Source organism: Vibrio gangliei (assembly GCF_026001925.1).
Taxonomy (GTDB): Bacteria; Pseudomonadota; Gammaproteobacteria; order Enterobacterales; family Vibrionaceae; genus Vibrio; species Vibrio gangliei.
Map to the genome: position 1 here is coordinate 17,266 of NZ_AP021871.1, position 25,525 is coordinate 42,790.

At 41.3% G+C, this 25,525-nt stretch carries 26 protein-coding genes; 20 read left to right on the forward strand and 6 right to left on the reverse strand.

Features of this window, described 5'->3' with window-relative positions:
* The 5 genes from Vgang_RS16480 to Vgang_RS16500 are packed head-to-tail and all read left to right on the forward strand — an operon-like array spanning position 1 to position 5,794.
* On the forward strand, positions 1 to 864 hold the full coding sequence (locus tag Vgang_RS16480) for a DUF3438 family protein (protein WP_157946053.1): 864 nt from the start codon (positions 1 to 3) through the stop codon (positions 862 to 864).
* Complete coding sequence (locus tag Vgang_RS16485) at positions 865 to 2,337, forward strand: TIGR03752 family integrating conjugative element protein (RefSeq protein WP_105903609.1); 1,473 nt, start codon at positions 865 to 867, stop codon at positions 2,335 to 2,337. It begins immediately after the preceding gene.
* Complete coding sequence (locus Vgang_RS16490) at positions 2,315 to 2,710, forward strand: hypothetical protein (protein WP_105903608.1); 396 nt, start codon at positions 2,315 to 2,317, stop codon at positions 2,708 to 2,710. The genes Vgang_RS16485 and Vgang_RS16490 overlap by 23 nt, the downstream gene beginning before the upstream one ends.
* Positions 2,707 to 5,529: a conjugative transfer ATPase gene (locus Vgang_RS16495; protein WP_105903607.1), complete on the forward strand. Its 2,823-nt coding sequence runs from the start codon at positions 2,707 to 2,709 to the stop codon at positions 5,527 to 5,529. Before Vgang_RS16490 ends, Vgang_RS16495 begins: the two co-directional genes overlap by 4 nt.
* Positions 5,522 to 5,794: a hypothetical protein gene (locus Vgang_RS16500; RefSeq protein ID WP_105903606.1), complete on the forward strand. Its 273-nt coding sequence runs from the start codon at positions 5,522 to 5,524 to the stop codon at positions 5,792 to 5,794. Before Vgang_RS16495 ends, Vgang_RS16500 begins: the two co-directional genes overlap by 8 nt.
* Positions 5,795 to 6,345: 551 nt before the next feature.
* Here Vgang_RS16500 and Vgang_RS16505 read toward each other — a convergent pair.
* Positions 6,346 to 7,548, reverse strand: a complete 1,203-nt coding sequence (locus Vgang_RS16505; protein WP_105903604.1) for an IS256 family transposase — start codon at positions 7,546 to 7,548, stop codon at positions 6,346 to 6,348.
* A 218-nt stretch (positions 7,549 to 7,766) separates the two neighbouring features.
* Positions 7,767 to 8,750 carry an integron integrase gene (locus Vgang_RS16510; RefSeq protein ID WP_222760222.1) on the reverse strand — a complete coding sequence of 328 codons (984 nt, stop codon included), beginning with the start codon at positions 8,748 to 8,750 and terminating at the stop codon, positions 7,767 to 7,769.
* Between the two features lie 811 nt (positions 8,751 to 9,561).
* On the opposite strand from Vgang_RS16510, the gene arr reads away from it, so the two are divergent.
* The 6 genes from arr (at position 9,562) to ltrA (ending at position 14,602) form a co-directional block, all read left to right on the forward strand.
* A complete protein-coding gene (gene arr, locus Vgang_RS16515) occupies positions 9,562 to 9,993 on the forward strand; it encodes an NAD(+)--rifampin ADP-ribosyltransferase (RefSeq protein ID WP_105903792.1) in 432 nt (143 codons plus the stop codon).
* A gap of 122 nt (positions 9,994 to 10,115) precedes the next feature.
* Positions 10,116 to 10,589 (forward strand): trimethoprim-resistant dihydrofolate reductase DfrA15, encoded by a 474-nt coding sequence (gene dfrA15 / locus Vgang_RS16520; protein ID WP_001830196.1) that lies wholly within the window; start codon positions 10,116 to 10,118, stop codon positions 10,587 to 10,589.
* Positions 10,590 to 10,690: 101 nt separating this feature from the next.
* Positions 10,691 to 11,488: an ANT(3'')-Ia family aminoglycoside nucleotidyltransferase AadA13 gene (locus Vgang_RS16525; RefSeq protein WP_001424636.1), complete on the forward strand. Its 798-nt coding sequence runs from the start codon at positions 10,691 to 10,693 to the stop codon at positions 11,486 to 11,488.
* Between the two features lie 72 nt (positions 11,489 to 11,560).
* Positions 11,561 to 11,929 carry a DUF3703 domain-containing protein gene (locus Vgang_RS16530; protein WP_105903791.1) on the forward strand — a complete coding sequence of 123 codons (369 nt, stop codon included), beginning with the start codon at positions 11,561 to 11,563 and terminating at the stop codon, positions 11,927 to 11,929.
* A gap of 124 nt (positions 11,930 to 12,053) precedes the next feature.
* Positions 12,054 to 12,413, forward strand: a complete 360-nt coding sequence (locus Vgang_RS16535; RefSeq protein WP_105903770.1) for a hypothetical protein — start codon at positions 12,054 to 12,056, stop codon at positions 12,411 to 12,413.
* A 716-nt stretch (positions 12,414 to 13,129) separates the two neighbouring features.
* Entirely contained in the window at positions 13,130 to 14,602 is a 1,473-nt protein-coding gene (ltrA, locus tag Vgang_RS16540; RefSeq protein WP_105903793.1) for a group II intron reverse transcriptase/maturase, read from the forward strand.
* A gap of 381 nt (positions 14,603 to 14,983) precedes the next feature.
* On the opposite strand, the gene Vgang_RS16545 is transcribed toward ltrA, so the two are convergent.
* A complete protein-coding gene (locus tag Vgang_RS16545) occupies positions 14,984 to 15,196 on the reverse strand; it encodes a hypothetical protein (protein WP_105903693.1) in 213 nt (70 codons plus the stop codon).
* Between Vgang_RS16545 and Vgang_RS16550 the strand changes: the two genes are divergently transcribed.
* The 5 genes from Vgang_RS16550 to Vgang_RS16570 all read left to right on the forward strand — a co-directional run bounded on the left by Vgang_RS16550 (position 15,195) and on the right by Vgang_RS16570 (position 18,008).
* Positions 15,195 to 15,749, forward strand: coding sequence for a GNAT family N-acetyltransferase (locus Vgang_RS16550; RefSeq protein WP_105903694.1), 555 nt, complete (start codon positions 15,195 to 15,197; stop codon positions 15,747 to 15,749). The two genes, Vgang_RS16545 and Vgang_RS16550, sit on opposite strands and share 2 nt — an antisense overlap.
* A gap of 72 nt (positions 15,750 to 15,821) precedes the next feature.
* A complete protein-coding gene (locus Vgang_RS16555; protein WP_105903695.1) occupies positions 15,822 to 16,298 on the forward strand; it encodes a DUF1525 domain-containing protein in 477 nt (158 codons plus the stop codon).
* Positions 16,295 to 17,383, forward strand: a complete 1,089-nt coding sequence (locus Vgang_RS16560) for a TraU family protein (protein ID WP_105903696.1) — start codon at positions 16,295 to 16,297, stop codon at positions 17,381 to 17,383. The genes Vgang_RS16555 and Vgang_RS16560 overlap by 4 nt, the downstream gene beginning before the upstream one ends.
* Before the next feature lie 15 nt (positions 17,384 to 17,398).
* Positions 17,399 to 17,566 carry a hypothetical protein gene (locus Vgang_RS16565; RefSeq protein WP_108745531.1) on the forward strand — a complete coding sequence of 56 codons (168 nt, stop codon included), beginning with the start codon at positions 17,399 to 17,401 and terminating at the stop codon, positions 17,564 to 17,566.
* A gap of 121 nt (positions 17,567 to 17,687) precedes the next feature.
* Entirely contained in the window at positions 17,688 to 18,008 is a 321-nt protein-coding gene (locus tag Vgang_RS16570; protein ID WP_105903697.1) for a hypothetical protein, read from the forward strand.
* A 61-nt stretch (positions 18,009 to 18,069) separates the two neighbouring features.
* On the opposite strand, the gene Vgang_RS16575 is transcribed toward Vgang_RS16570, so the two are convergent.
* A complete protein-coding gene (locus Vgang_RS16575; protein WP_105903698.1) occupies positions 18,070 to 18,543 on the reverse strand; it encodes a helix-turn-helix domain-containing protein in 474 nt (157 codons plus the stop codon).
* A gap of 177 nt (positions 18,544 to 18,720) precedes the next feature.
* On the opposite strand from Vgang_RS16575, the gene Vgang_RS16580 reads away from it, so the two are divergent.
* Together Vgang_RS16580 and Vgang_RS16585 are read left to right on the forward strand one after the other, a co-directional pair.
* The gene (locus Vgang_RS16580; RefSeq protein ID WP_105903699.1) at positions 18,721 to 20,088 is read left to right on the forward strand and encodes a hypothetical protein; all 1,368 of its coding nucleotides are present in this window, start codon (positions 18,721 to 18,723) and stop codon (positions 20,086 to 20,088) included.
* A gap of 12 nt (positions 20,089 to 20,100) precedes the next feature.
* A complete protein-coding gene (locus Vgang_RS16585; protein WP_105903700.1) occupies positions 20,101 to 21,738 on the forward strand; it encodes a conjugal transfer protein TraG N-terminal domain-containing protein in 1,638 nt (545 codons plus the stop codon).
* 248 nt (positions 21,739 to 21,986) lie between these two features.
* Here Vgang_RS16585 and Vgang_RS16590 read toward each other — a convergent pair whose 3' ends face one another.
* The gene (locus Vgang_RS16590) at positions 21,987 to 22,208 is read right to left on the reverse strand and encodes a hypothetical protein (protein ID WP_105903701.1); all 222 of its coding nucleotides are present in this window, start codon (positions 22,206 to 22,208) and stop codon (positions 21,987 to 21,989) included.
* 72 nt (positions 22,209 to 22,280) lie between these two features.
* Positions 22,281 to 22,814, reverse strand: a complete 534-nt coding sequence (locus Vgang_RS16595; protein WP_105903702.1) for a PD-(D/E)XK nuclease family protein — start codon at positions 22,812 to 22,814, stop codon at positions 22,281 to 22,283.
* Positions 22,815 to 23,255: 441 nt separating this feature from the next.
* Between Vgang_RS16595 and Vgang_RS16600 the strand changes: the two genes are divergently transcribed.
* Both Vgang_RS16600 and Vgang_RS16605 read left to right on the forward strand, forming a co-directional pair.
* Positions 23,256 to 23,693 (forward strand): hypothetical protein, encoded by a 438-nt coding sequence (locus Vgang_RS16600; RefSeq protein WP_105903703.1) that lies wholly within the window; start codon positions 23,256 to 23,258, stop codon positions 23,691 to 23,693.
* A gap of 402 nt (positions 23,694 to 24,095) precedes the next feature.
* Positions 24,096 to 25,460 (forward strand): hypothetical protein, encoded by a 1,365-nt coding sequence (locus Vgang_RS16605; RefSeq protein WP_105903704.1) that lies wholly within the window; start codon positions 24,096 to 24,098, stop codon positions 25,458 to 25,460.
* Positions 25,461 to 25,525 lie beyond the last annotated feature (65 nt).

Consider the following 25,525-nt stretch of genomic DNA (forward strand, 5'->3'; position numbering starts at 1 on the left):
ATGAAACGATTGATTACCTTTCTCCTTATCGCATTGATGCCTTTTGTTGCCAATGCTACCACTGCCTATGAGTGGGATGGAAAGCCGATAAAAGTAATGCTCGAAGTCGGTAAAGAGCGCGTTATTCGCTTTACTGACAATATTCAATACCGGTTCCCTAAAGAGGCTGTAAATAGTGTCGAAATGTCCACTAGCGCAGGGATACTCTATATAACACCGAAAGCCGTTCTTGAAGATTTACCATTGGACGTCAAGTTGAACGAATCAGGTGAGATTATTCGAATTAGGCTCACAGCCGTGGCAGAGCCACAGGATTTGGATGAAGTTCGAATAACGCCTCCTATTGAAAAACAGAAAAAAACTGAATTTGCTCAAAGCGAATCGGTCATGGCACCAAATGGTGACTTTTCAAATCACAACGAAGGCGATCCGGTTGCATTGGTACGTTATGCGGCTATGCGTGATCTAATGCCTAAGCGACTTTGGAAAACCGTTCCGTCTATTGCGTCAGTACCGTACCCAAAAAACCTAAATATCGATCAATTGTTTTCAGGTCGAATGGCGGAGGTACTTAAATCCAAAATTACGGCTAGCTACAGAAGTGGAAATTTGGTTCTAACGTCAATTGTCGTTAAGAACGTGACGCCATATCCGGTAGCGATTGATTTCCGAGATATAACAATTGATACCGAATTTGTCTCAGTGCCAAAACCATACTACACGTTAGCAGCGAAAGACGATGTTGATCAGGGTGACTATGGCGTAATTTACATTATCACCAGAGGGGCATTCCTTCCTCACATGTTGAAAGTAGATCCGAACGCTTTACCTAAACCAAAAGACAATGAGAAAGGAGAAGCGTAAATGAATAGCACTCTTAAAATCGTCATTTTTGTCTTAGTTGTTGTGTTGGGTTTCATTTTATTTTCTTCTTCCGATGAACCTAAGCCAGTAAAGGTATCTATTGGGGCACCGGAAAGCACTACATCAACGAACGATACTCGCACAGACAACGAGCAACTAAACACCCTTGTTGCACTAATGGACGGCCAGAAAAACGAGATGAAATCGATGCAAAATGAGCTGGCCAAATTAAAGCAAGAAAAAAGCTCAAAGGCTCAGAAAGTCGATGATGAAGCCGTTGCAGATAAAGTGATCAGTAAATTAAAAGAAAGTGGCGAACTAAACATTGCAGGGAAAGTAGAAAAAGAGCTTTTAACCGTCAAAAACCAAATGAAAAATTTGATGGGTAAAGAACTCGATGACGATGGCTTAGATAGAAATGACTTTGGCATTAGCAATTCGAAACCAATTAGCTTAGGTGGTGGATCTCTGAGTGATGAACCTCAACTTGATAAGCCTATTAGTTCAAACAAACCTGTTAAAACCAGCTCATACCAACCACAAAAAGACTTCAATGGTTGGTACGTTGGTGATGACGTGTCGGTTAACACCAAAAGTGGAGAAGTGTCGATTGCACTAACCAAAGATGAAGTAATGAAACGAAACTTTGGTATCCATACACCGGCTAAAAAAGCCGAACAATTAGATGAAAACGGGCAGCCTGAAAAAGATCCCGTAATCCCATTTGCCACTATTCCGCAAGAGGCCACATTAACGGATGCCGTTACTATGTCAGCACTGTTAGGGCGCATACCAGTAGGCGGAAAGCTCGTTGACCCCTATGAATTTAAAGTATTAGTTGGCTCTGAAAACCTAGCGGCTAATGGCTTATATATTCCAAACATAGATCGAATTGTTATGCGCGGTGTAGCAAAAGGGGATTACACCGGTCAATGTGCCTCGGGTGATATTGTTGCCGCTACGTTCGTCTTTAAAGATGGTCGAATTAAGACAATCAATGCCGGAGATATGGGCGATGATAATAATGACTATGAATCTTCAGGTACGGTAACTAAAACTCGCCTAGGCTGGATTTCAACAAGAGGCGGTGTTCCTTGCCTTAGTGGTGAATATATCAGTGACGCACCCAAATTTATCGCTCTACAAGGTGGTTTAAGTGCGCTTGGTGCTGTTGCTGAGGGTTACGCAACGGCAGCTACATCTAACACAGGGACAGGAGAGGATCGCGAGTCTTATGTTAATGATGCGGGGCAATATGCAGCAGGCAAAGGCTTTTCTGAAATGACCTCAACTACAACCGATTGGATTAATGACATTAAAGAATCGGCATTTGGACTCGTATATTTGCCAACAAATCAGAATGTAGATATTCATATCACTAAAGAGTTGCGCATCGATTATCACGAGAAAGGGCGCAAGATTTCGTACTCATTCAATAATGGAAATGGTTATGTCAAAAGCAGTATTGATTAGTTTGCTAACTTTGGTTTTAGCAGCCTGTAGCGCCCCAAAAAGAGAGGAACCTGTATTTCCCGAGCCAGAAATGACCACTAAAGAGGTTTATGACGGCCAAGGGAAAAGTGATGCAGATTTTGCTCGCAGTGTGTTGCGCAGACCGACTACCGAAACCGAAAACAGCATAGATCCATACATGCTGCATAACACACCAAGAACGCATTATCTGATGCTAGACAATCCGACAATGTATTTGTTTGTAAATACACATATTTCGACCGAGTACCGGATTCCAATTCCAGCATACATAACCGAGTTTAAATTACTTGAGCGTGACGAATACGCCCTGCCAAGTGAAAGCAATTTAACAAACTGGGAAGCTAACAAATGATTGCATCAATAGCTGAAGCATTAGGCATAAAGAAACGAGAAGTCACTCAAAGTGATGTAGAAAAACTCTATGAACGCAGCCTACCAAGTTTTGTTGATTTACTGCCTTACTCTGGTTATGACGAAGACAGTGGTACTTTTATCCTAGAAGACGGCTTTAGTCGCGCTAAAGTGTTTACTGTTGAGCCACTACCGACTGAGGGGCGCAGCATTGCGACTCTTGTTAAATACCGTGAAAAAATGAAAGAGTTCATCGAAACCTTTGAAGAACAGTTCATTGATAATGGTCAGTGGGTAATTCAGCAATTTAGCTATGACGATCCTCGAATTGACAAATTAGCCGACCAAATTGCTGATTATTGTAAGCCTCATGCTGCTGGAACTGAGTTTACGAATCAATACATTGCGGAGATGCGTAGACACCTGAAAGGTATTAGCTCTAATACCGATGGTATTTTCTTTGATGATGAAGTAACGAACGCCCCTTGGGTTGGACGTTACCGAAGAATGAAGCTGGTGGTTTACAGACGTTGTAGTAATGGTGATCTGCGAAACAAACGATTCTGTCCTGCTCAAGAAATTAATCAGCTAGTAGACCGAGCCAAAAAGATTCTGGAGAACGGTGGTTACAAGCTCAAAGAAGATGACTCAAAAGAGTTCTTTTCATGGCTAGTGCGAATCTTTAATCCGAATCCAGACATGCAAGACAAAGAGGGCTTTTACCGCTTATATGAAAATATCATAGAGCGTGAAGCTTCAGGGGAGCTTCCGATTAAAGGAGCTCTTTGTGAAGCTTTAGTCGCTAATCCACCGCGTTCTGACGTAGAAGAAAATTGTTGGTATTTTGACGGTGTGCCAAGTCGTTTTATTCGGATAGCAGGAAGTCGCAGACCGCCTCGCATTGGCCAGCTAACCGGTGAGGTGAGTGAGGGAGAGGGTGAAAACCTAAAGTCTGAGTGTTCACTTGATAAATTACCGCCAAATTCCATATTGGCCTCAACAACGGTGATCTGCCCTCAGACCGAGTTTGAAGCGTTATTACAAAAGCAATCTAGTAAAGCTTATGGTGACGGCATGGCCGCAGATAGGAAACTAGAAGACTTAGAAAATGCTTCTAATGCTATGGGGCGTAATGACAAAATTGTTCGTAATTTTACCGGTGTTTATGTACGCGGGAAAAATGAAGATGACTTGCGTGTGGCGACAAACCAAGCGATAACGATTCTTCATAGTTGTGGCTTAAAACCACTACTTGAGCGAGAAGATGCCTATGGACTCAGAGCATACTTGCTTGCGCTACCAATGTTTTTTAATCCCAAGCATGACAAAAAATTCACCTATCACAAACCAACATGGGCACAGCATGTAGCGAACTTGAGTTACGCCTATGGACGCGATGAAGGAACTGGAAACCCAAACTTTGCTTGGTTTAATCGTGGTGGCTCACCCTTAACCGTAGATCCGTTAAATAAGAAAGATAGAGCATCAAATAGCTTTGGAGTTGTCTTAGGAGCCCCTGGCTCTGGTAAGTCAGCAACCTCTTGTGCGCTTGCTTCACAAATTATGGCTGTGCATAGACCAAAGATGTTTATTGTAGAAAAAGGTAACTCATTCGGGCTTACCGGTGATTACATGAAGCGTCATGGCCTAAACGTGAAGCGTTTGGTATTCACACCTAAGTCAGATACTACGCTGTCATTGTTTGCTGAAGCATCAAGCCTATTATCCAATGAAGATAATGACATTATCGATATGGTTAATAATGTGGGCGGCATGGAAACGATTTTCGACTCCAAGAAAGATTTAGAGGAGTTTGAAAGCGCACCTGATGAGGAGATTGAGCGTGACATAATTGGCGAGCTAGAAATGATTGCCTTACTTATGATCACCGGTGGCGAAAAAATTGAATACGAAATGTATAGACGTGCCGATCGTCAAATGCTGCGAAAAGCTATTATTTTGGCGGCTAAGATTGCTCATGAAGAAAAGTGTCCATGTTTACCTAGACACATCTTAGCAGCGCTTGAGCGAGTCGCTAGAGGCGAAGACTTTGGAGCTGATATAGATGAGGAAAAGCGCAAGAAAGCTCGTGAAATGGCTGGCGCACTGGGTCTATGGTGTGAAGAAGGTAGCTTTGCCAGTCGTGTTTTTAACAATGATGAGGGTAAACCGCTACCTGATGCCGATGTGGTCATAATTGATGTTGGAGCTTTTGCCGATGAAGGTAAAGAGGCAGAGCTTGCCGTTTTAATGACGGGTATTTTTCAATACGTAACTATGATTGCTGAACGCGATCAATATACGGGCAATGGAATTTCACTATTTATAGATGAGGCTCACTTACTGACCGTAAACCCATTGTTAGCGCCATACATTATTAAAATGGTGAAGATGTACCGTAAGTTAGGTGTTAGCCCTTGGTTTATTACACAGAACATTACCGATTTTCCTGATGAGTCTGAAAAGCTACTCACAATGATCGAATGGTATATCGTCATGCTTGCTTCACCTGATGAGGTGGAAAAAATATCGAAGTACAAATCCTTAACTGAAGATCAGAAAAGCATGATCGCCTCAAGCAAAAAAGGGGACAACAAGTTCACTGAGGGTGTTGTGCTAAGCAAAAAGGTTCAATCATTATTTCGGGCGGTTCCGCCATCAATATTCCTCACACTCAGTATGACTGAAAAAGAAGAAAAGGAGCAGCGATACAAGGTCATGTCCGAACTGAAATCCGAAGGTAAACCTTACACCGAATTAGATGCTGCAATAGAAATGGCAAGACGTTTGGATAAATTACGGAATATTGGCAATGCTTAATACAAAGCTAAATGAATTTAAAAATGCCATTAAAGCCGAATTAACAACCAATCGCCCTACAAGTGAAATTGTTTTGTTATTGGCTAAAGCATTAATAAAAAATTACAGCGGAAAGTCATTTGATGTTTCAACCGGTGTGTTGCACAAAATGAGCCGAGAAGAAATTGAATTACTGACGGATTTGGTTCAACTGAATCAGGATGAGATTAGTAATCACAAACAATTATATGATGACTGCGTGAAATTGGTGTTCTTGAAATCATAAGGCACCACCAAATTGGTTTGCGAGCGATGTCGCAAACCATGCGGTAAACTTGTTGGTAAAAGTAGTATGCCGAAGAAAAAATACACTAAATACGATAAAGAAACACTACAGGCAATATATGACACTCACGGCAGTATAGCCAATGTGTCTAGGGCTCTTGGTGTGACTTATCCAACCGCACATGCGTGGATGAGAAAGTTTGGCGTAAAGACTAAAAAGCTGGTTATAGGAAACCGCGTTTACCTATTACTGGATTGCAGTGTCGTCATGCACGCGAGTACATCCAATTAACACGTATCGAATTTTGCAAAACCGCAGGATTAAGCATTCCACCGGTACTTGAGTTTGAGTTGGGTAAATCGACCCCTCGAAAGAACACGGTTGAGAAAATAATGTCGGTGTTTTTGCGATATGGAATCGTTTTTTCTGAAGATGGAAGCTTTAAAAAGCTTTGATCTTAGGGGCGGGAACCTGTGTGAGTAGATTCATACTAAGTATTAAAGTGTCATACTATAAGAGGGCGTTCAGAATTCTGTGTCAGTTAATTTTGACTAAATATCTAAGACGTCATCCAAACGACCTTCAAAATGAATCGCCAGTTGAGACAATGTCATATTCCAGTTCTGGATTGGCATTGTCCATTTCTTAGATGCATTCAATATCCCAGCATACAACAGCTTAAGCAAGCTGTTTTCATTTGGAAAACCACCTTTAGTTTTGGTCAGCTTTCGAAACTGACGATGTACCGCCTCAATAGCATTGGTGGTATATATAGCTTTCCGAACATACTCTGGATATTTAAAGTAAACCGACAGGTTTACCCATTTATTACGCCATGAGCGTAATACTATTGGATATTGTTGGCCCCACTTAGCTTCTAATCGGTCTAACTCTATTTCAGCTGCTTCCTTAGTTACCGCTCGATAAACTGGTTTCAGATCTGCCATAAACTCTTTTTGGTGCTTAGATGCGACATATTTTATTGAGTTACGAATTTGATGGACGATGCACAACTGAACTTCAGTGTTTGGATAAATAGTGGCAATGGCTTCAGGGAAACCAACCAAGCCATCTACGCAACTGATTAAGATATCCTCAACCCCTCGATTATGTAAATCAGTTAAAACTGATAGCCAATAATTTGCGCCTTCAGACTCTGATAAGTATAGCCCGAGCAGTTCTTTTTTACCGTCGATATTCAAGCCTAAAATTGTGTATATCGCTTTACTGACATAGCGACCATCCTCTCTAATTTTATAGTGGATGGCATCAAGCCAAATGAACGGGTATATAGCGTCTAAAGGACGCTGTTGCCATTCTTTAAGCTCTGGTATTAAGCGGTCTGTGACAGCAGTAATTGTGGCCTCAGAGACGTCGATACCATACATATCTTCAACATGTCCTCGAATATCACGATAGCTCATTCCTAACGAGAACATAGAAAGGATTTTACGATCAATTTCATCAGTCAGCTTGGTTTGATTTTTCTTGATAAGTTGAGGTTCAAAAGAGCCTGAACGGTCGCGAGGAGTATCAAGTTCAAATGCTCCGACAGAAGACTTAACAGTCTTCTTAGAGGTTCCATTTTTACGATTTGGCTGGTCATCATTATCGATGTGTTGTGCAAGCTCAGCTTTTAAAGCAGCTTCCGTAATTTGCTTGATAAGAGGAGTTAAAAAGCCATCTTTGCCTGTTAAATCTTGTCCAGATTGAAGAGCTTTAATGGCTTGCTCTAGATCGAAATCATTATTCATGTGTCATTCCTTTTTTATCTATTTTAGGAGAAATGACACAGATTTCTAAACACTACCTACTATGGCGGCGTTCTCCAATCGGTACGCTGCCTTTTTTTGATTACGAATGTTATGGCTCTAAGAAAGTTCTGCCCCAAAGCAATTTAGATTGTTTACTCCACTCAAGTATCTGTTCCAAATAAGCCCTAATTTTTGTTATGTTTGGTTCATGGCAAGGATCATTGATTTTCCTTATTGTTTTCAATAAAGATTTTATTTAGTGGGCTTACAGTACCCGCAAAATGTTCGCCAATAACATGGGTATAGATTTGTGTCGTCGCTACATCTGAATGTCCTAATAGCTCTTGGACTGTACGAATATCTTGCCCCGAGCGCAGCAGTTCGGTAGCGAAGCTATGACGGAAGGTATGGCATGTTATTCGTTTATTAAAGATTTTAGCCTGTTGCACCGCTCGTTTGAGAGCCTTTCTTGGTGCAGAATCGTGTAAATGATGCCGACAAAGCTGATTAGTCAGTGGGTGCCGACAGATGCTTAAAGAAGGAAAGATAAACATCCAAGCAATTTGTTTAAAAGCGTTCGGGTACTTTTTACCAAGGGCGTGTGGAAGCGAGGGACCGATGCCTTGTTTGATATCTTCTTCTTGTATTTTTGACGCTTTCTGAATTTGCAATTGAAGAGAACCAATTAACGTTGGGCTAAGTAAAGTTACGCGATCTTTTTTCCCTTTCCCATCTCGCACGGTTAAAGATAGGTTTTGTAAATCAAGATCTTGAACTCTAATTCTCAAACACTCATTAACTCTAAGTCCAGAACCATACAACAGAGAAAAAATGATGTGATTAACACCAGAAAGGTGTGACAGTATCAGTTGGACTTCATTTGGCGTAAGTACGCTCGGAACCTTGCGCTGCTTTTTAGCATAAGTAAAACCTAGATCACCAAGCGGTCTTTGTAAAAACTGGTTGTAAAGGAACGCAATCGCATTAAGCGCGACTTTTTGAGTGTTGATAGCGACGTGTTGTTCATTAGCAAGATAAGACAGATAGGCTGTTACCTCAGTCGTTCCCATATCTTGAGGATGCTTTAGCTTATTAAAGCGAATGAAGTATTTTATCCAGTATATATAGGCCTTTTCTGTTTTGAGGCTATAGCCTCGCATTCGCATGTGTCTACGGATTTCTTCAATGAATTTGCTTGCCATTCCCCACCTCCCAAAACTGTTTTTTTATACAGTTTATTGGTGTTAGAAGGAGTTTGAGTATGAAAAATGGCTTGTTTTATCAGGAGTAGTGGCTCATTTTGTCGGTAGAGCAATTAGTAAGTCGTTGTTAATAGGTAAGTTGAAGCAAGAACTCCCCAAGATAACATGCCACGTAAAAAGTGATAACAGGCCGGCTCGTTTTTATGTGAAGGTAAAATAATAAAATTTATGTATATTCTTTATTTTTTAATGGTTTATGTTAGATTGATTGTAAGTTAGGTTGGAGGGAAAACGAGCCGGTCTGTTATTAAGAATGTTAAATTGCATTTTAGAACCTTATTCTTAAGGCTGGGAGTTACTTTGAGTTTATCCATCGTATTGAGAAGTAACTTCTTAACCTTAATTTGAGGTTGAACGTCTTTCGTGCGTAAAAGTCGTGGGAAGTTTTGTTGGTTTTCGTGAGTTCAACATCAATCAAACCTAATTATTTTTAGTTTTATCAGCAATGGTAACTTTCGGTTTGTTTTGGGTTATGTGGAGCAGCTGCATTAGGTTAAATAAAATTGTGTGGTAAAAAGCATGCAGTTACAATGTCGTAGGCTCCTTAAGTGTATTTATCTGGCAATTTAACAAGTCGCTTAAGGCGGACTTCACAACGCTCGGCATTTTTGGTTCAAATTTGAGTTTTGTGATTACGGCGGTATTTTTGAGTGAAGTGGGGGCGTTGTTCGCCACTTAGCTCAGCGTTAGATTTCATGTTAGCTATAATTTCGCAATATTTAGTATAAAAACCATAACTAGGAAAAAAGATATGACTGAGAATGCCCAAAAAAATGCAAAACCTTTTTCTCAAACGTTTTTTCATGGAACCAAAGCAGATCTTAAATTGGGAGATCTTATAGAAACAGGGTTTAATTCAAATTTTGGACAAAATAATAAGGCTAAGTATATATTCTTGACAGCTACACTAGATGCTGCCATTTGGGGAGCAGAGCTTGCCCTAGGTAATGGTCGCGAAAGAATTTATTTGGTTGAGCCAACAGGTCCAATTGAAAATGATCCTGACCTAACGGATAGAAAGTTCCCAGGGAATCCAACCATGTCATATCGTTCAACCCATTCATTTAAAGTTGTAGGTGAAGTATCAAGCTGGCAGGGTCATTCATTAGAGCAAGTTAAAGCAATGAAAGATGGTTTAAATAAACTACATGAACAGGGCATTAACTCTTTAAATGAAATCTAACAAGTCGGTGCACATGACTGCTAACACGTCACTCGGTTTGCTCTGCCTTCGGCAGTTTAGCAAACCATCGTGCCTTAGTTTGCGCAGCATGTGACCTAGGCGTTAACCCCTAAGGAAGTATCGTGAAACTATCACTAATGGCAGCAATTTCGAAGAATGGAGTTATCGGAAATGGCCCAGATATTCCATGGAGTGCCAAAGGGGAACAATTACTCTTCAAAGCGATTACCTATAATCAGTGGCTTTTGGTAGGCCGAAAGACTTTCGAGTCAATGGGGGCTTTACCCAACCGAAAATATGCCGTTGTAACTCGTTCAAGCTTCACTTCCAGTGATGAGAATGTATTGGTATTTCCATCTATCGATGAAGCGCTAAATCATCTGAAGACGATAACGGATCATGTGATTGTGTCTGGTGGTGGTGAAATATACAAAAGCCTGATCGATAAAGCTGATACTTTACATATTTCAACAATCGACATTGAGCCAGAAGGTGATGTCTATTTTCCAGAAATCCCCGGTAGTTTTAGGCCAGTTTTTAGCCAAGACTTCGTGTCTAACATAAATTATAGTTACCAAATCTGGCAAAAGGGTTAACAAGTGGCAGCAACTGACCGCCAAAAGTGTCACTTGTTTTGCCAAAAAGCCGGCAAAACAAGCGCCAATTTTGTCGGCAGCTGTGCCAGGCGTTAGACATCATGAGGGACTCAGTGACCGCCGAAATTTCGACGCAACTATCCAAGGTGCTTAGTGTTATCGAGCACCATCTGGAACCGACGTTGCTTGCCGTACATTTGTACGGCTCCGCAGTGGATGGCGGCCTGAAGCCATACAGTGATATTGATTTGCTGGTTACTGTGACCGCAAGGCTTGATGACACAACGCGGCGAGCTTTGTTCAACGATCTTTTGGAGGTTTCGGCTTTCCCAGGCGAGAGTGAGATTCTCCGCGCTATAGAAGTCACCATTGTCGTGCACGAAGACATTATGCCGTGGCGTTATCCAGCCAAGCGCGAACTGCAATTTGGAGAATGGCAGCGCAATGACATTCTTGCGGGTATCTTCGAGCCAGCCACGATCGACATCGATCTGGCTATCTTGCTAACGAAAGCGAGAGAACATAGCGTGGCTTTGGTAGGTCCGGCGGCGGAGGAACTCTTTGATCCAGTTCCTGAACAAGATCTAATCAAGGCGCTGAATGAAACCTTGAAGCTATGGAACTCGCAGCCCGACTGGGCCGGCGATGAGCGAAATGTAGTGCTTACGTTGTCCCGCATTTGGTACAGCGCAGCAACTGGTAAAATCGCGCCGAAGGATGTCGCTGCCAACTGGGCAATGGAACATCTACCTGCCCAGCATCAGTCTGTCTTGCTTGAAGCTAGACAGGCTTATCTTGGGCAAGAGGAAGATCGCTCGGTCTTGCGCGCAGATAAGTTGGAAGAATTTATTCACTTCATGAAAAGCGAGATCACCAAGGTGCTCGGCAATGATGTCTAACAATGCGTTCAAGCCGATGCCGCTTCGCGGCACGACTTAACTTCGGCGTTATACCCCTACGAGGAGGTTTTCATGAAACGTACTTTTTCTGAGCGAGTAGCCCCTTACGTTGAGACCGAGCTAGCGAGAGCGAGACGGGCAAGGTCAGCCGGTGATACTCAGCAAGAATTCGCCCATCTGGAACGGGCGCATGTGCTTGGGCAGGAATCAACGTATTGGCATGTCAAGGTCCACGCTCTGATGTTGGTGTGGGCTACTCGCAACCATTCAATCCGAGAAACGCTGGGGCAGGTTTTCCGAATTGTTGGTGCTGCGACTAAGACCGCATTCGGTTTGGTCCCGCAAGGCAATACCGGTGGTGCAAATGTCAGTCCGTTCAAGAAAATGCCAATAGCGCCGGAGTTGGCCACTTTGATTCATAAGGCAAAGTCCGGTGTATAACCATACGCGTCACTCGGACGGCCTTTTCTCCGCTACGCTCCGTAAAGTCCGCCGGTGCGCTCTGCGTTAGCTGTACGAAACCTCAGCCTCGGAAAGTGCGGAAAATCCAATCAAGGAGAAAATTATGCAAGAAATAATCAAAAAAACCTTTGGCGGCCTTTCCGCTCAATACTATATCCGCCAATTATTCTTTGGATCCCTATTTGCAGCCCTGATAATTTATGTAGTAATCAACGGTGGAAAGCCTATTCAATTCAGCATGATTGCGCTGCTTGCAATCAACACACTTCTTTATCCTTACTCGCGTTTTGTCTATGAGAGCGTTGTCGGCTTTATCATGGGAAATAACGTGTTCTTTGTAAATGCCATACTCATGATCATCGTGAAAATATTTACAATGCTGCTTTGCTGGAGCTTTGCAATATTTATTGCCCCTATTGGGCTAGCCTACCTTTACTACCACCACAGCAAAACCGCCAGCTAACAACTGGCTCAAATCGTTCGCTTCGCTCACTGGGACGGGCTAAACCCCGCCCCTTAGCCAAACGTTACTTTCCCATACTTCAGTTAATCCGTTACCTCCTAATTTACTAAAATATATAACTCGTTTTTGTCCGTGCGACCTGAAGTCGTATGAAGCGTTGTTCACCACGATAAGAGTGGACCATCTGTATCACCAGATGACCCTAGGATTCTGAATAAAGCAGCGAATCCGACAATGTAACGAAACTCGGTTGTTAGACTGAGTGGGAACTGAATCGTGAGAGAACGTTCCTCCTGATAACCACAAATCGGGTAAGTGCTAGGGTGTCAGTATGATGAACGTAAGTGAATCCATGTAAGGCGCGTTATACGATGAAGCAGCGGAAGTGGTTTGTACGCTGTGGCCAAAAAGGCAATGAGAGCCGGAAAGAAGTTGGACAGTACTCTTTCGTGATCGATGTGCTCTCCGCACTATAGTGGGCATCTAACCTGATATTTTGCGCGACATACGGAACAGGGTAAGCCTGTATATCTCCCTTCGGGAAAGCAGTCTGCGAAGACTGCCGATAGGTATGCAGGTAAAGGAGGTTAGAAAAAGCAAATGCCACTTTGTAATGAAGTGGATACAGGTTTATATCTGGCGCGAAAGCGAGCTGACTTCTAACTGGTCTCCCGTTGCAAGATGATTTGAAGAACTTTATTTAAGGAGAAACGCAAATGGTGGCTTTATTAGAAGTTAGTGCCTCTCCTAACAGTATTCAATGGCAATCCATCGATTGGAAGGCTGTCGAGTTGCACGTATTAAAGCTTCAAATGCGCATTGCAAAAGCAACCCGAGAGGGAAAACACAGTAAAGCGAGAGCTTTGCAGTGGATCTTAACACACTCAAGATCAGCTAAATTACTGGCTGTGAAGCGAGTGTCTCAAAACAAAGGCAGTAAGACACCCGGAATAGATGGAGTCATCTGGAATACAGATGCTCGTCGAATGACCGCAGTAGATCAATTGAATCGTAAAGGTTATCGAGCCAAACCACTCAGACGCATCTACATCCCGAAAAAGAACGGCAAACTTAGACCTCTAGGCATTCCATGCATGATAGATAGAGCGCAACAGGCGCTGTATTTACTTGCTTTGGAGCCGATATCGGAAACGATAGCTGATCCTAACAGCTACGGTTTTCGTCCGAATCGCAGTACTGCTGACGCTATAGCACAATGCTTTAAATGTTTGTGTCTTAAGCGCTCAGGTAAATGGGTTTTGGAGGGGGATATTAAAGCTTGCTTCGACAAAATCGGGCATGAATGGCTAATTGAAAATGTTCAAATAGACAAACGAATGCTAAAGCAGTGGCTAGGCTCAGGCTATATTGATAAAGGTTTGTTTTACCGAACATCGGAGGGAACTCCGCAAGGCGGAATTATCTCACCAACACTTATGTTACTGACACTTGCGGGCTTAGAAAAGCTTGTAAAGGAAGTAGACAAGAGCTCGGGAGAACGAGTTAACTTCATCGGTTATGCGGATGATTTTATAATAACCGGATCATCAAAAGATGTTCTTATCAATGAAATCAAACCTCGGTTAATTGGTTTTCTAAAAGAAAGAGGGTTGGCACTCTCTGAAGAGAAAACACACCTTACTCATATAGATGATGGCTTTGACTTTTTAGGTTTTAACCTCAGGAAGTACAAAGGTAAATTGCTCATCAAACCGAGTAAAACTAACGTTCTCTCTTTCTTGGGAAACTTGCGTGAACTCATCAAGAAGCACGCAACAATGCCAGTCAATGATCTTATCAGACTATTGAATCCTAAATTGAAAGGTTGGGCGAATTATTATCGTCACTGCGTTGCAAAACGAACTTTCGGCTATCTCGGTCATCAAATCTTCTGGCTTCTGTGGCGATGGGCGGTTAGACGCCATCCTACTAAGCCAAAAGACTGGGTCAGGCGCAAATACTACATGAATAGAAGTGGTGGTTGGCAATTTCACGGTTGGCAGAAAATCGCGAACATGGACTGTCATTACAACTTAGTTCAAATAGCGAAAACGCCGATTAAAAGACATGTGAAGATCCGAAGTGCGGCTACACCGTTCGACCCCCAATACCAAGATTACTTGGCAAAGAGGAAATCGAAAAAGGAAAGTCGTCACTCATGGTTGGAGCCTGCTTTAACTGCTATCTAGGTTGCTGGGTAACGTAATACGCCTTAGTGGAGGCTTGAGCCGTATGCAGTGAAAGTTGCACGTACGGTTCTTAGGAGGGCGGCACTTGGTAACAGGTGTCGCCTATCCGACAGAAACGTGTTTGAATGGGACCGCTCAATCTGTGGATGCCCAAGACAACCAGTATGATACTTTATTACTCAGTTGTAGCATGACTCAGACTTTGTAGTAGGAATTAGTATGAATCTTTATTTCTGGGTGAGTATCATTTAAAACGGTACAAACAGGGTTACTTGACTGCTTAGTACAAACTTTATTCCTCTCCTACAGAACCACAAAAACAAAACCCACAAATGAATTTTTTGTGGGCTATATAGTTAAGGTTGCAGGTAAGAAATTTTCTTAAATAGATGTATTCATAAACAAATCACTTACACTTGAACGTGCAAGTTCTTCTTTTTGTGCGGCTATCTTCAATTGTTTTACTTTGGGAGTTAGCCATCCAGCATTGCCACACCATTCACAGCTACGAGGGGTATTACACTGACAAGGCTCAGTAAGCCCAAGGCAATTACCCAACACTGAATTAAGATCTTCTTCTAATGTATTTTGCATGGTTAACCTCATTGGCATTGCCAGTGAATCATTGAGTTCTTTTGTTTATAACATAGGAATTAAACTCCAACAATGTTATAAATCCATCCCAAATAAAGGTGAATTATTATTAGCGATGACCAAATTATACAGTCTTACTGCAGACTCTAACTGGAAGAAATATCAAAGCAAACGTGCCCAAACCGTTCGCCTGTACAATGAGAGCTGTAGCTCCCACAGTGAGGAACCTGAAATAGATTTTTCTGAAATAAAAAAGCCAAGTTTGCTGCATTACTTTGGGATCAAAGGTGAACAGGGTGGGATTTTAGTTGAACAGCTTATGAACAACGAAAGCTACGCATTAATCACCTTCGCTGCATTACCAAAAGCAATGCAGGGCATTGGGCTGGGTACAAAGTTAGTAGAATTTGCAACACAGCAGCTAAAGTTAAAGTCAGTCAGACTAGTTGGGGCTCAACTTAATCATCAAGATTCTCATGCTTTCTGGTTAAAACAAGGGTTCACAGAAGTCGCACCGCTTGAGAATGGTATAGCTCTTATAATTCCAGAGTAACCGAAACAAACCGCCTAATTTTTCCCTTAGATACTATCGCATTTATCCTTGATTCATCTTGGAGGACTCCTTATGAATCATTTAGTGCGATTGGTACTTACCGTCTATATTCTCGCCTTTACTAGTTTCAGCTTGGCTGCAGATGTTGCACCCAACACAGTAGAACTATTTGTTACCCATGACCAACTTGATAGCGCTTTAGATGTAAAGAAATCCGCTAAAGGTTTAAGCATCTACGTCATTGATGAGGCAAAGAGACTGGAAATGGTCGCTAGTGAATCAATACCAAAGCCAACAAAACAGGAACGCGCATCACAAGCTGGGCTAGATGAGTACAAAAAGCGTGTAACACCATACATTGTTGAGCAAGCTAAAAAGCAAAAAAATGACCTAATTAACGCATGGCAAGGTATTGAAAAAGCGATGCGCTACCAAATTCAAAAAACACCTGCCGTTGTAATTAATGGGAATTATGTGGTTTATGGTTCTCCGGTGTCATTATCCGTCTACCGCTGGAAAGAACTAACTAAGCGGGGGGCAATAGAATGAAGCTGACGAAATTGCTTTTCATAATGGCAATTGCAATTTGTGGCCCACACTATGCAAACGCAAATGAAAACCCAACAATAAACACATCCGATTATTTTGATTCTGAGAATAATGACGACTTTGTTTTCGACAAAGACAACGTTTTTTCTGAAGATGAAGAAGACTCGCTGACAAAGCAGCTTGCAACCGATTATAGCTCAAGCATTAACATGGAGTGCGTGGACGTTAAAGTTCTTGGTGTTTGCGTTTGGATTACAGTTACCCCGTTTAGCGTTGATATTGACTACTCACCAGTGGTAAGCATGTATTCACCTGACGCCAAAGTTGAAGTCTTCCACACCAAAGATAACACGCCATACGTACCGGCTAAGTTGAACAACAAGCTTGCTAGTGCAATAGGTGGTGGAATAGGGAGCTCGTTGACCGGATTTTCTATGGATAACCTATCAAGCAGCACCGAGGGATACCGTAGTGTTCATATTATGGGCAATCCCGTTCTTAGTGCCCACCAGCAGACAATTGGAACCCTATTAGATGCAATGGAGTTGGGCTATTGCAGCTCTACTGTGCAGCCTTTTATGACGTATTTTCATAGCGACATAGACTTTTACGAGTGGCGCAGCGGGATGATGGAACAAATTTTCTACCCAATGAACATTTTAAGGCGGATCACAAACAGCTCTACAGGGAGCCTGTGGGGGACGCTTTATCCTAGAACCGGTTGGACTATGAATAGCTCGCCATATATCGGTGCCTCTGTAGCAGCAGTTAGAGCAGCATCGATAGTTAACGAAAATCAGGGGGATTCAAGGGGACTACATATCTATACAGCAATGCCCAAAAACATCAATGGAGCTAGAAAGCTGGAAGATCCCAAAGTAGACCAAGCTAATGGTAAATGGCAGCCGATGAATATTGGTGCCAGCTATATGCAAAAATGCTCAACATTCCCAACACCTAACATCAATATTGGGATTGGTACAAATGAGCCTATTAAGGTTGGCCGAGCGTACTATTACACACTTTGGCGAAATTACATTTGTTGCACAAGAGAAGGCAACTCTTTGGTTTCTGCCGTGTATTAATTTTAGGAGTTGGACATGAAAATAGTAACTGAACTCTACGCACGTAATGTTTTGTTATATTGCCCTCACTGTGGAAATGAAGAAGATGGATTTGTAGTGAATCCAGCAGGCTTGGAGTTTACTTGTGATCACTGCAATAAGCCTTACAAAGTACATTCAGAAGCAGATATAGAGCATAAATAAAAAACTAGACCTATATGGAATTACTTTAAAGACTGAGGCAGCTACAAAACCATAACCCAAAGATAAGCAATGACAATTGATTTACTTTAAATGAAACATTAACTCTAAAGAGAGGAAAAGTATGGATTTATATCAACTAGCAAAAATGAGTGATGCAGACATAGCGACATGGGTTCGCTCGAATGTAGATAATTTTTCGCTTATCGCTGATAGCGAATTAGAAAGCACTGTTTCAACACGTGACCATTGGGAGCAACGAGCAACCGAGTTGGCAAATGATGTTGGCGCACTATTAAATATCAATCTAGGGGAACACAGCAGCACAAACTGCCCTGTACAGAATGCCATTAACGCTGCTCGCAATGCCGCTCAAAAGAAAGCAAGAATCGAATCAATAAAAGCACGAATAGGCGGTGTATTGGACGGGGAAAGCCTTACTTAGTGTTGTTTTTAAAGAAGTTGCTATGGATACACCCCTGTAATCCATAGCACAATCGGCCTCATTATTTATGAGAGATAAGCTTTTGAATTGAAATGCCAGTATGCAGGTGGACATATATAACAAATCGAGCTGGAACGGATTCTAATTTTTCATACAACCCAATCGCTACTTCATCAACGGCCAGCTTTTGTGCTAGCTCATTTAATGAATCTACCTTTAGCAAAGTCATTAAGTTTTCAACAAATTTACCACCGCTAGGAAACTCCAAACCTAATGCGTTTAACCCTGTGGCAATATTTGATTTGCTTCCTTTAAACACCTTTTGCTTACCGGTTATGGCAGCAAAATTACCATTATCCATCAGCGCAACTTTGTAATCATAAGCAACCATATTATTGATTTGCGCGGCTGTTGGGACGTTTGATGAGGCAAGAAGTGTCTTTCTATCACCACCGAAAGCATGAAGAAGAACATCCTCAAGTGGAAGCGTTTCAGCACCATCTATAACCACATCTTTCTGAGATTGTAATGCCATAAAGCTTCAAATCCTCCAAGTACAAGACATTGAATAAGAATAACACAAGTATTATACAATACAAGTTTGATAATTGTGTGCCATGTATGTCATTTAACCATCTAAATTCGGTGATACACATAATGAATATTAATTTAGTCCGAACGACCGAACATTTTGAATCATTACGGATTGACTATGGCTAAATATCACCGACTCACCTTAATTAGCTTATTGCTCTTTAACTCAAGCGCATTTGCCGCAAACTCAACCGATCTTGGCTATATGATGTCAAGGTCAACCTCATCTTCTGCAGCCGAACGAGAAGCCTTGGAAATGCTAATTGTTAATCCAAGAGAAAACCCAACGCCAATACTTGAAGTGGACGGGTATAAACCCCGCTCTCGATGGGATGAACTGGCTAAAGCTAAAGTTGACACGTTTGGACAGTGTGGAAAGTTCGACCCCAATCTATCGGTACTGAACTCATTCAACGATGGCAACTTAAATGTCCTTTTTAATAACGTAATTACTTCCGCTGTAACCTCTGTTCAGGGCTTTGCTGGCCAGCTAATGAAGGAAATGAACCCAGGATTCTATGAATTTTTAGAAAATGGAATCGATCTGGGTTATAACGACTACCTTAGTTCCTTACAGTCCTGTGAGGAGATGCAAAAGTTCATTAAGAATGCACCAGAGAACATCATGAAGTTCACTAGCCAGCAAGAGGAAATGGCGAAATATAGTGAGCAAGGAAACGTTGATATTATTGATCTAACCAGAAGTGGCTCAAGACTTAATGGTGACGCAGGTGTTACCGGTGTGACTGGTAATAAATTCGGTGGTGCCGGTCAGAGACCACTAAAGGTCGTTGCGCAGACTTCATTGGCTGGCTACTGCGGATTAACCGAAACAACATCAGGTGATTGCTCCGATGTGGTCGGTACCAACGTGACTGGTTCTGGTGGTACATCATCTACAGCTATCAAAAAAATATTTGCAACAAATCAAGAGGCAGAAGATTTTGCAGTGGAACTGTTAGGTGAGACAAATTATCGCACCTGTTCTGGCTGCGAAACCATTCGCACAACTCCACCTCAGTCAATCGCTCAACTTGTCGAAAAGGAATCTACCGAGCTAGTTCAAAAGCTTACAGAGTTAACGCAGGACAGAAATATCACACAAGAAAAACTTGATGATGTTAGCGCCCCAAATTATCAAATTACAGAAGCGACAATCACAGCTTTAAGGGCAGAGCAAACAGACTCAAGACAGGTGTTTATTGAACGTTTGGCGTTTGATGTGGCCAGTTCAAAAACTATCGACAAGATAATCGCTACTCGCCAAATTCTGTTAACTGGTCGCTCTAATGCAAATATCACCGGCAATGAAGCCATGATGATGGAGGTGAATAGCAAGTTAAATGCCCTTACTGAGCAAATCAATAACTTCCAGCAAGAAATTGCATTGCGTGACTCCATCAATAGCAATACGCGCATTATCTTGAATGAAAGAAGATTCCATTCAAGAGGCACCAAAAATGAAAACGCATTATCCATCAAGTAAGAGATAAAGATCATGTTAACCAATGAAGCAACAGACCTGTTTTTTATCCCGTTGGGTAACTACATGTCATCACAGATATGGGATTTATTGCTGCAGACTAAGCTCTATATAATTCCATTCATTATCGTGCTAATCGTTTGTTTTAACGAGGCCAGAGCCGCAGGCGCGGATGAAGGGACGCCCGCAATACAAACCTTTAGAAAGTTTGAAGCAAAAGCATGGGGTATGTTTGTAATAATTCTATTTGCTGTACAGCCATTCTCCTTTTCATCGAAAGAAACATTTAGAGATATAACCTACAAAAGTTATTCATGCTTAGCTGGTGGATTAGGTACGTACTTAACGGTCGATCAGCTATCAATAAACCCAACAATTCAATCTATTGAGGGGGCGAATCCATCACTATGGAATGCGCTCATGAATATGTTTTCAACAGGGGTAACAAACGCCGCAATCCATGCTATTCCTTGCGATGTTCAAGAGGGTGAAAATAGCTTACGTGTAGCTTTAACCAATGCACAAAGCGCGGTGCCTGAAGGCGACCTTTATCAAACTGCACTTGAATATAATAAGCAATGTTACGCACCGGCTATTAAACGTTTGGGTGATTTATCACAAATGCAAAATCAGCAATCTGAAATAGATATGTCAGACCTGTCTTTCAATAGTCAAGCAATTAGAACCGCGTTATCAGGAATGAATATTGACGGATATGAAGAAAAGCTTACCGCTACCGTTCAATTGCCCGAATATTCACAAGAGGGCTTCCTATGGGGCTATAAGCCAGCTACCGTTGATTGCAGCGTTTTAGGAAGCAATTTACACTCCGATTTGGTTGAATACACAAAAACAGGAAATTACGCAAAAGACTTTGCCGCTATTAACCGCAGATCAACATCAAGTGATACTGAAAATGACAATAGCAATGCAAATGTTTTGTTTAATAACGCCATTCATAAAGATGGCAGAACATTGACTGATGCAGCCCTGAGTAGCCTAGATTCTACTGTGAACGGTAATGCTGCAGGTTGGCTTTTAACAACCTTTAATCCTTCTGGGTTGGTATTAGAAGGAACATCTGGTAGTGGCAGTATATTAGAACGCTCAGCGAATGCTATACGAAATAGTGTAACAACAGCATCTAACTTGTTAGGTGTGGCAATAGACTCAACAAAGGTTCTTCAGTACCAAATTACCGCTCCCCTTGTTATTTCAATAGCCAAAATGCTTTTGATTATTGCATTCCCATTAATGATGTTGATGACAGGATTTAATCGGAACCTATTACTAGCTTCCACAATAGGATATGTGGCGATAGAGTTTTCTAAATTTACATTTGAACTTGGGGCGTATTTAGATGAATCACTCACATCATTCTTATTCAATGTAACGTACCTTAAATTACCAGAAGGCATGTCCGTTTCAATGATGCAAACAATTTCAACATCCATAAATTTAATAGGTCAAATGGCTAATTATAGCCTTGTTCTTATATGGTTTGTCTTTGTGGGCTGGATGGGTGTAAAACTATTTGGAAGCTTATCTATGAGTGATAGCGCGGGACAACAAGCAGCATCAACCGCTGGGTCATTCGCATCATCAGTTATATCTTCAGGCGTTAGCGTAGCTAAAAAAGCAGCAGGTCGTTAGACTAGAGATAAATAAAAAGGGACGCAGATTTTCTGTGTCCCTTTATTTACTAAAGCTAGATGTACAACCCAAAATGCTAATCCTCGTCAAATATATTAATAACATGGGATCGCCCATAGATTTTTTTGTTACGCTTTTTCTTGTAATAGTCTTTCGCTCCAATTGCATGGATTAGAACCAAAAGAGACAGCGGGAAAAACAGCACAAAAAGCAATAAGTTTAAATACTTTTTCTTTTTCATATCTTTCTCATTTCTTGTTTTTCATTACACGAAGTAGTTTTGCAACCTCTGCTTGCTTATACTTTGGGGGTAAAGATTCAACCCAGTTCAAATGCGCTTCTTCACGGCTAACACCGGCTGGTAATTTGAAAGGATAACTATCGGTATAGTGCTTACCTTTCAACGCCTTTGCAAAGTAAAACGCAACATACACACCACAAAGAAGACCAACTAACAAAAACTCATTCATAATACACCTTTAATAATTTAAGTCATTCATCAATACGCCAATTATAATACAAGTATTATAATTGCGCAATGGTTAACCTTGATTGATCTCACAATTTTCACGCCTGAAGCACACTAAACATTTGGCTGATTTTCTACATTTAGGCTTTTTTCCCTGTCTAATCATATTGATATACGCAACCTCATTTTTGATTTTTCTATAAAGTGTAGCTGATGAATACGATAATTTAACGGGATATAACTCAGATTTTGTCACTAAATACCCACTGCTTACAGGGTAGCCTTGCTCCCTTGCTGTAATTGCGCTGGCATACATTTGCTTATCATCGGATGGATAGTGACCTTTATATCGAGACTTGTGCTCAACAAGAGTGTGCCGAAATAAAGAAGTCTTGAATATGAAATCCGGTTTAGAGCTGAGTTTATATTTGTGACTCAACAGAACGGGATGTTTATTGTCATCAATATAGACAAGCTTCCCTCGGAATCCGAATTGTGTCATCGGGAGCGTTAATTTATAGATTTTGTTGAGCGCCCACCAACAAGCGGTTAATGCAGTCAACAGCAGAGAAGAAACCAACACTAAGTAAGAGATCTGATATTCCATAAAAGTTCCCACATAATACTTGTATTATATTTTTACTATGTAAATCTCTTGATTGCAACAATCAGGGGGATAAATATTTGGATAGTACAAGAAGTAATCATAGTTGCACTTATTACCACGGTAATAATGAGATTGGTTGACAATTATTCACCCCTGTGCAAAATTAAAGACTCAAACACTCACTTCTCTCTCGGGCAATTTAGAGAAGCGTTTTAGCCCATACCACCAGCCATCCTCGGCTAATCCTTCCCTACGGGAACTCCAATCTAAATAGCAAATTACTAATAGTCTTATGATTATTGTACTGCTACACCTACTGATTTTACTCAGATCTTACTATCAATCCCTGCTTGGGATTACTTAATTGCATCTAGCAATAACTAACCGTCCATTTATGGACACAACCAACGTGCTTTGCACAAAACTATTAAGGTAATAACTATGGATTATTTCACTATGTCACCAGCTACTTTCTTGATTTGGAATAGCATTAAAAACTTTGCATTTCTATGTTCAGGTTTTGCTTTTCCTATAATTGCTTTGCTTTCATTTTGGCGTATCTGCCGATTTGTGAAGCAAGTGAAAATTGGCTACTACTCAAACAAGACCGCTAATAAGCTTGTTAGACGCAGAGAAGCCAAATTGAAAGTAAGCAACACAAATGATTCAGAGCTTGAAAATGCTAATGGCACTTTTAATTTCTTTGAATCGGTAAACTACGATGCTCATGCTGAGTTAGTTGACGATGCAGAAATGGCAATTCCAACCTATATCCGTTTAGGTGTGGAATTAGCAGGCTTCATTGATGAGCAATGCGAAGAACTTGAAGAAGCTTTAGATGTACCTTGCGGTGCTTTCATGAATGCAGCACAGGGGTAATATCATGTGGGCTGAACAAGTATTAGTTAATGCAGCAGTGTTACTAACTTCACTGTGGACTGTATGGGAGTGTGTAGGCGTGTTTTATCGTAAGGTTGTTAAAAAGACTTACAACAAAAAGCTCGCTAAGCTACCTATTTAAACCGTATCAAAACAGAGCCCCAGTAGGGGCTTTGTTTTATTCGGTAGGTCTACTACCCAAAATCCAAACTCACTTACTGCTCGGGCAATTTCGGTAAGTGTTTTAGCCCAAACCATCCGTCACATAGCTGACAAATCAATGTCCGATTCGGACAAGCAAACTTAAACTCAATTCTTCATTCAAGATCTTGGCGTAAGCCGAGTATTTGATTGATGGAATTTTCCAATCGTACTTATGTACAAAACTTAAAGGTAATGACTATGACAACTACAACTGACAAAACAATATCAAACGAACTTCGCGCGTTTATTGCACCAATGGCAAAAAAAGCCGGATTCAATGACGAGTATAAATACTATGAATTAGTGTTTAATAAGATTTTCGTTCCACTCTTAACAAGAGAAAGAGATCCATTGTCGTTTATTCCTGAATCAAGCATTTGGGAATTATTTGTTCTCGCACGTAGAACCGCGTTAAACCCGTTGTTCGGGCAAATATACGCTGGTGTGTACGGTGGGCAAATCACGGTGGATTTAACTGCTAAAGGTTACTTATCTGCATTGATAAATAATCCAGACTACAAAACTCACAAAATGGTGTTTTCGAGTGAAAAAGTAACCTGCCCATACTCACAGCATTCAGTTAATGAATGGTGCTCTTTAATTATAGAGTTTAAGGATGGGCGAGTTATCGAGGGAATTCCTGAATTCTTTTTAGAGAACGTTCGAAATACTATCGTGTGGACAAAATATCCATCCCGTTTAAATGCAATGAAGGCGTTAACTCGTGGCGTTGCTTTCGCTCTATCACTTGATTGTGGTGATAGTGTGGAGTTAATGGAGATGGAGTTAGATGAAACAAAGTCTGGCCAAGAGCATGATGGTGGAATTGTCATGGATGAATCCGAAACCCCTAAAAAGGTCGAGGTAGATCCATCAATTGAGCTAAATGCTGAATGGAAAGGTTTTGTTCACAAGCTAGGACTCGATACTGACGTAAATTTAGTAAATAAAATCGTTAGCAACATTGAGTCGAAGCTTTCTGAGCAGGGTAAGACTATTCATTTCACAAATGCTGAGCAATTAGTGAATATGAAGAAGTACCTTAGTGATTCTGTGACAATCAACTTGGAAAAGCTAAATAAAGCGAAACAAGAAGCAGAAGCGAAGAAAGCGGCTGAACATGAGCATACAACTGAAGAAAAATCAGGTGTAAACAACTCTCATGATCAGGAAATTGAAGCTGTAAATACCGTTCAATCGGACGAAGAAGTTGTGGTAATTGAAGCAGAGGAAGTTGTTGAAACTTCAGAGGTTACAGTTATCGATTCGGAGTATGATGAGCTGGTAGATGAAGATGAAGAAGTGGCTATCGAAGCAACAGAAGTTGAATCAGAGGAACCGGTTGAAAATGATTTTTCTGAAAGCATTGATACGGAAAACTTTGAAAATTTCGATGATTATGACTTCACTGCAATCAGCCCTGCAACAAGACACACCATCGACCAGTTAGCCTCAATTTCAGAGGGTAAAGGCGGTGCTGAGTTTTTAATAAAGGCTGCTGAATCGTTCACAACTAAGCTTGAAAAGGCTTACGTTCGAATGATTGCTGCGCGTATCAAATAAAACCATTCATTATGGTAAAGTGCTTGTGCGTACCCAAAAGGGTATGCACAACTCTTTTAATCATT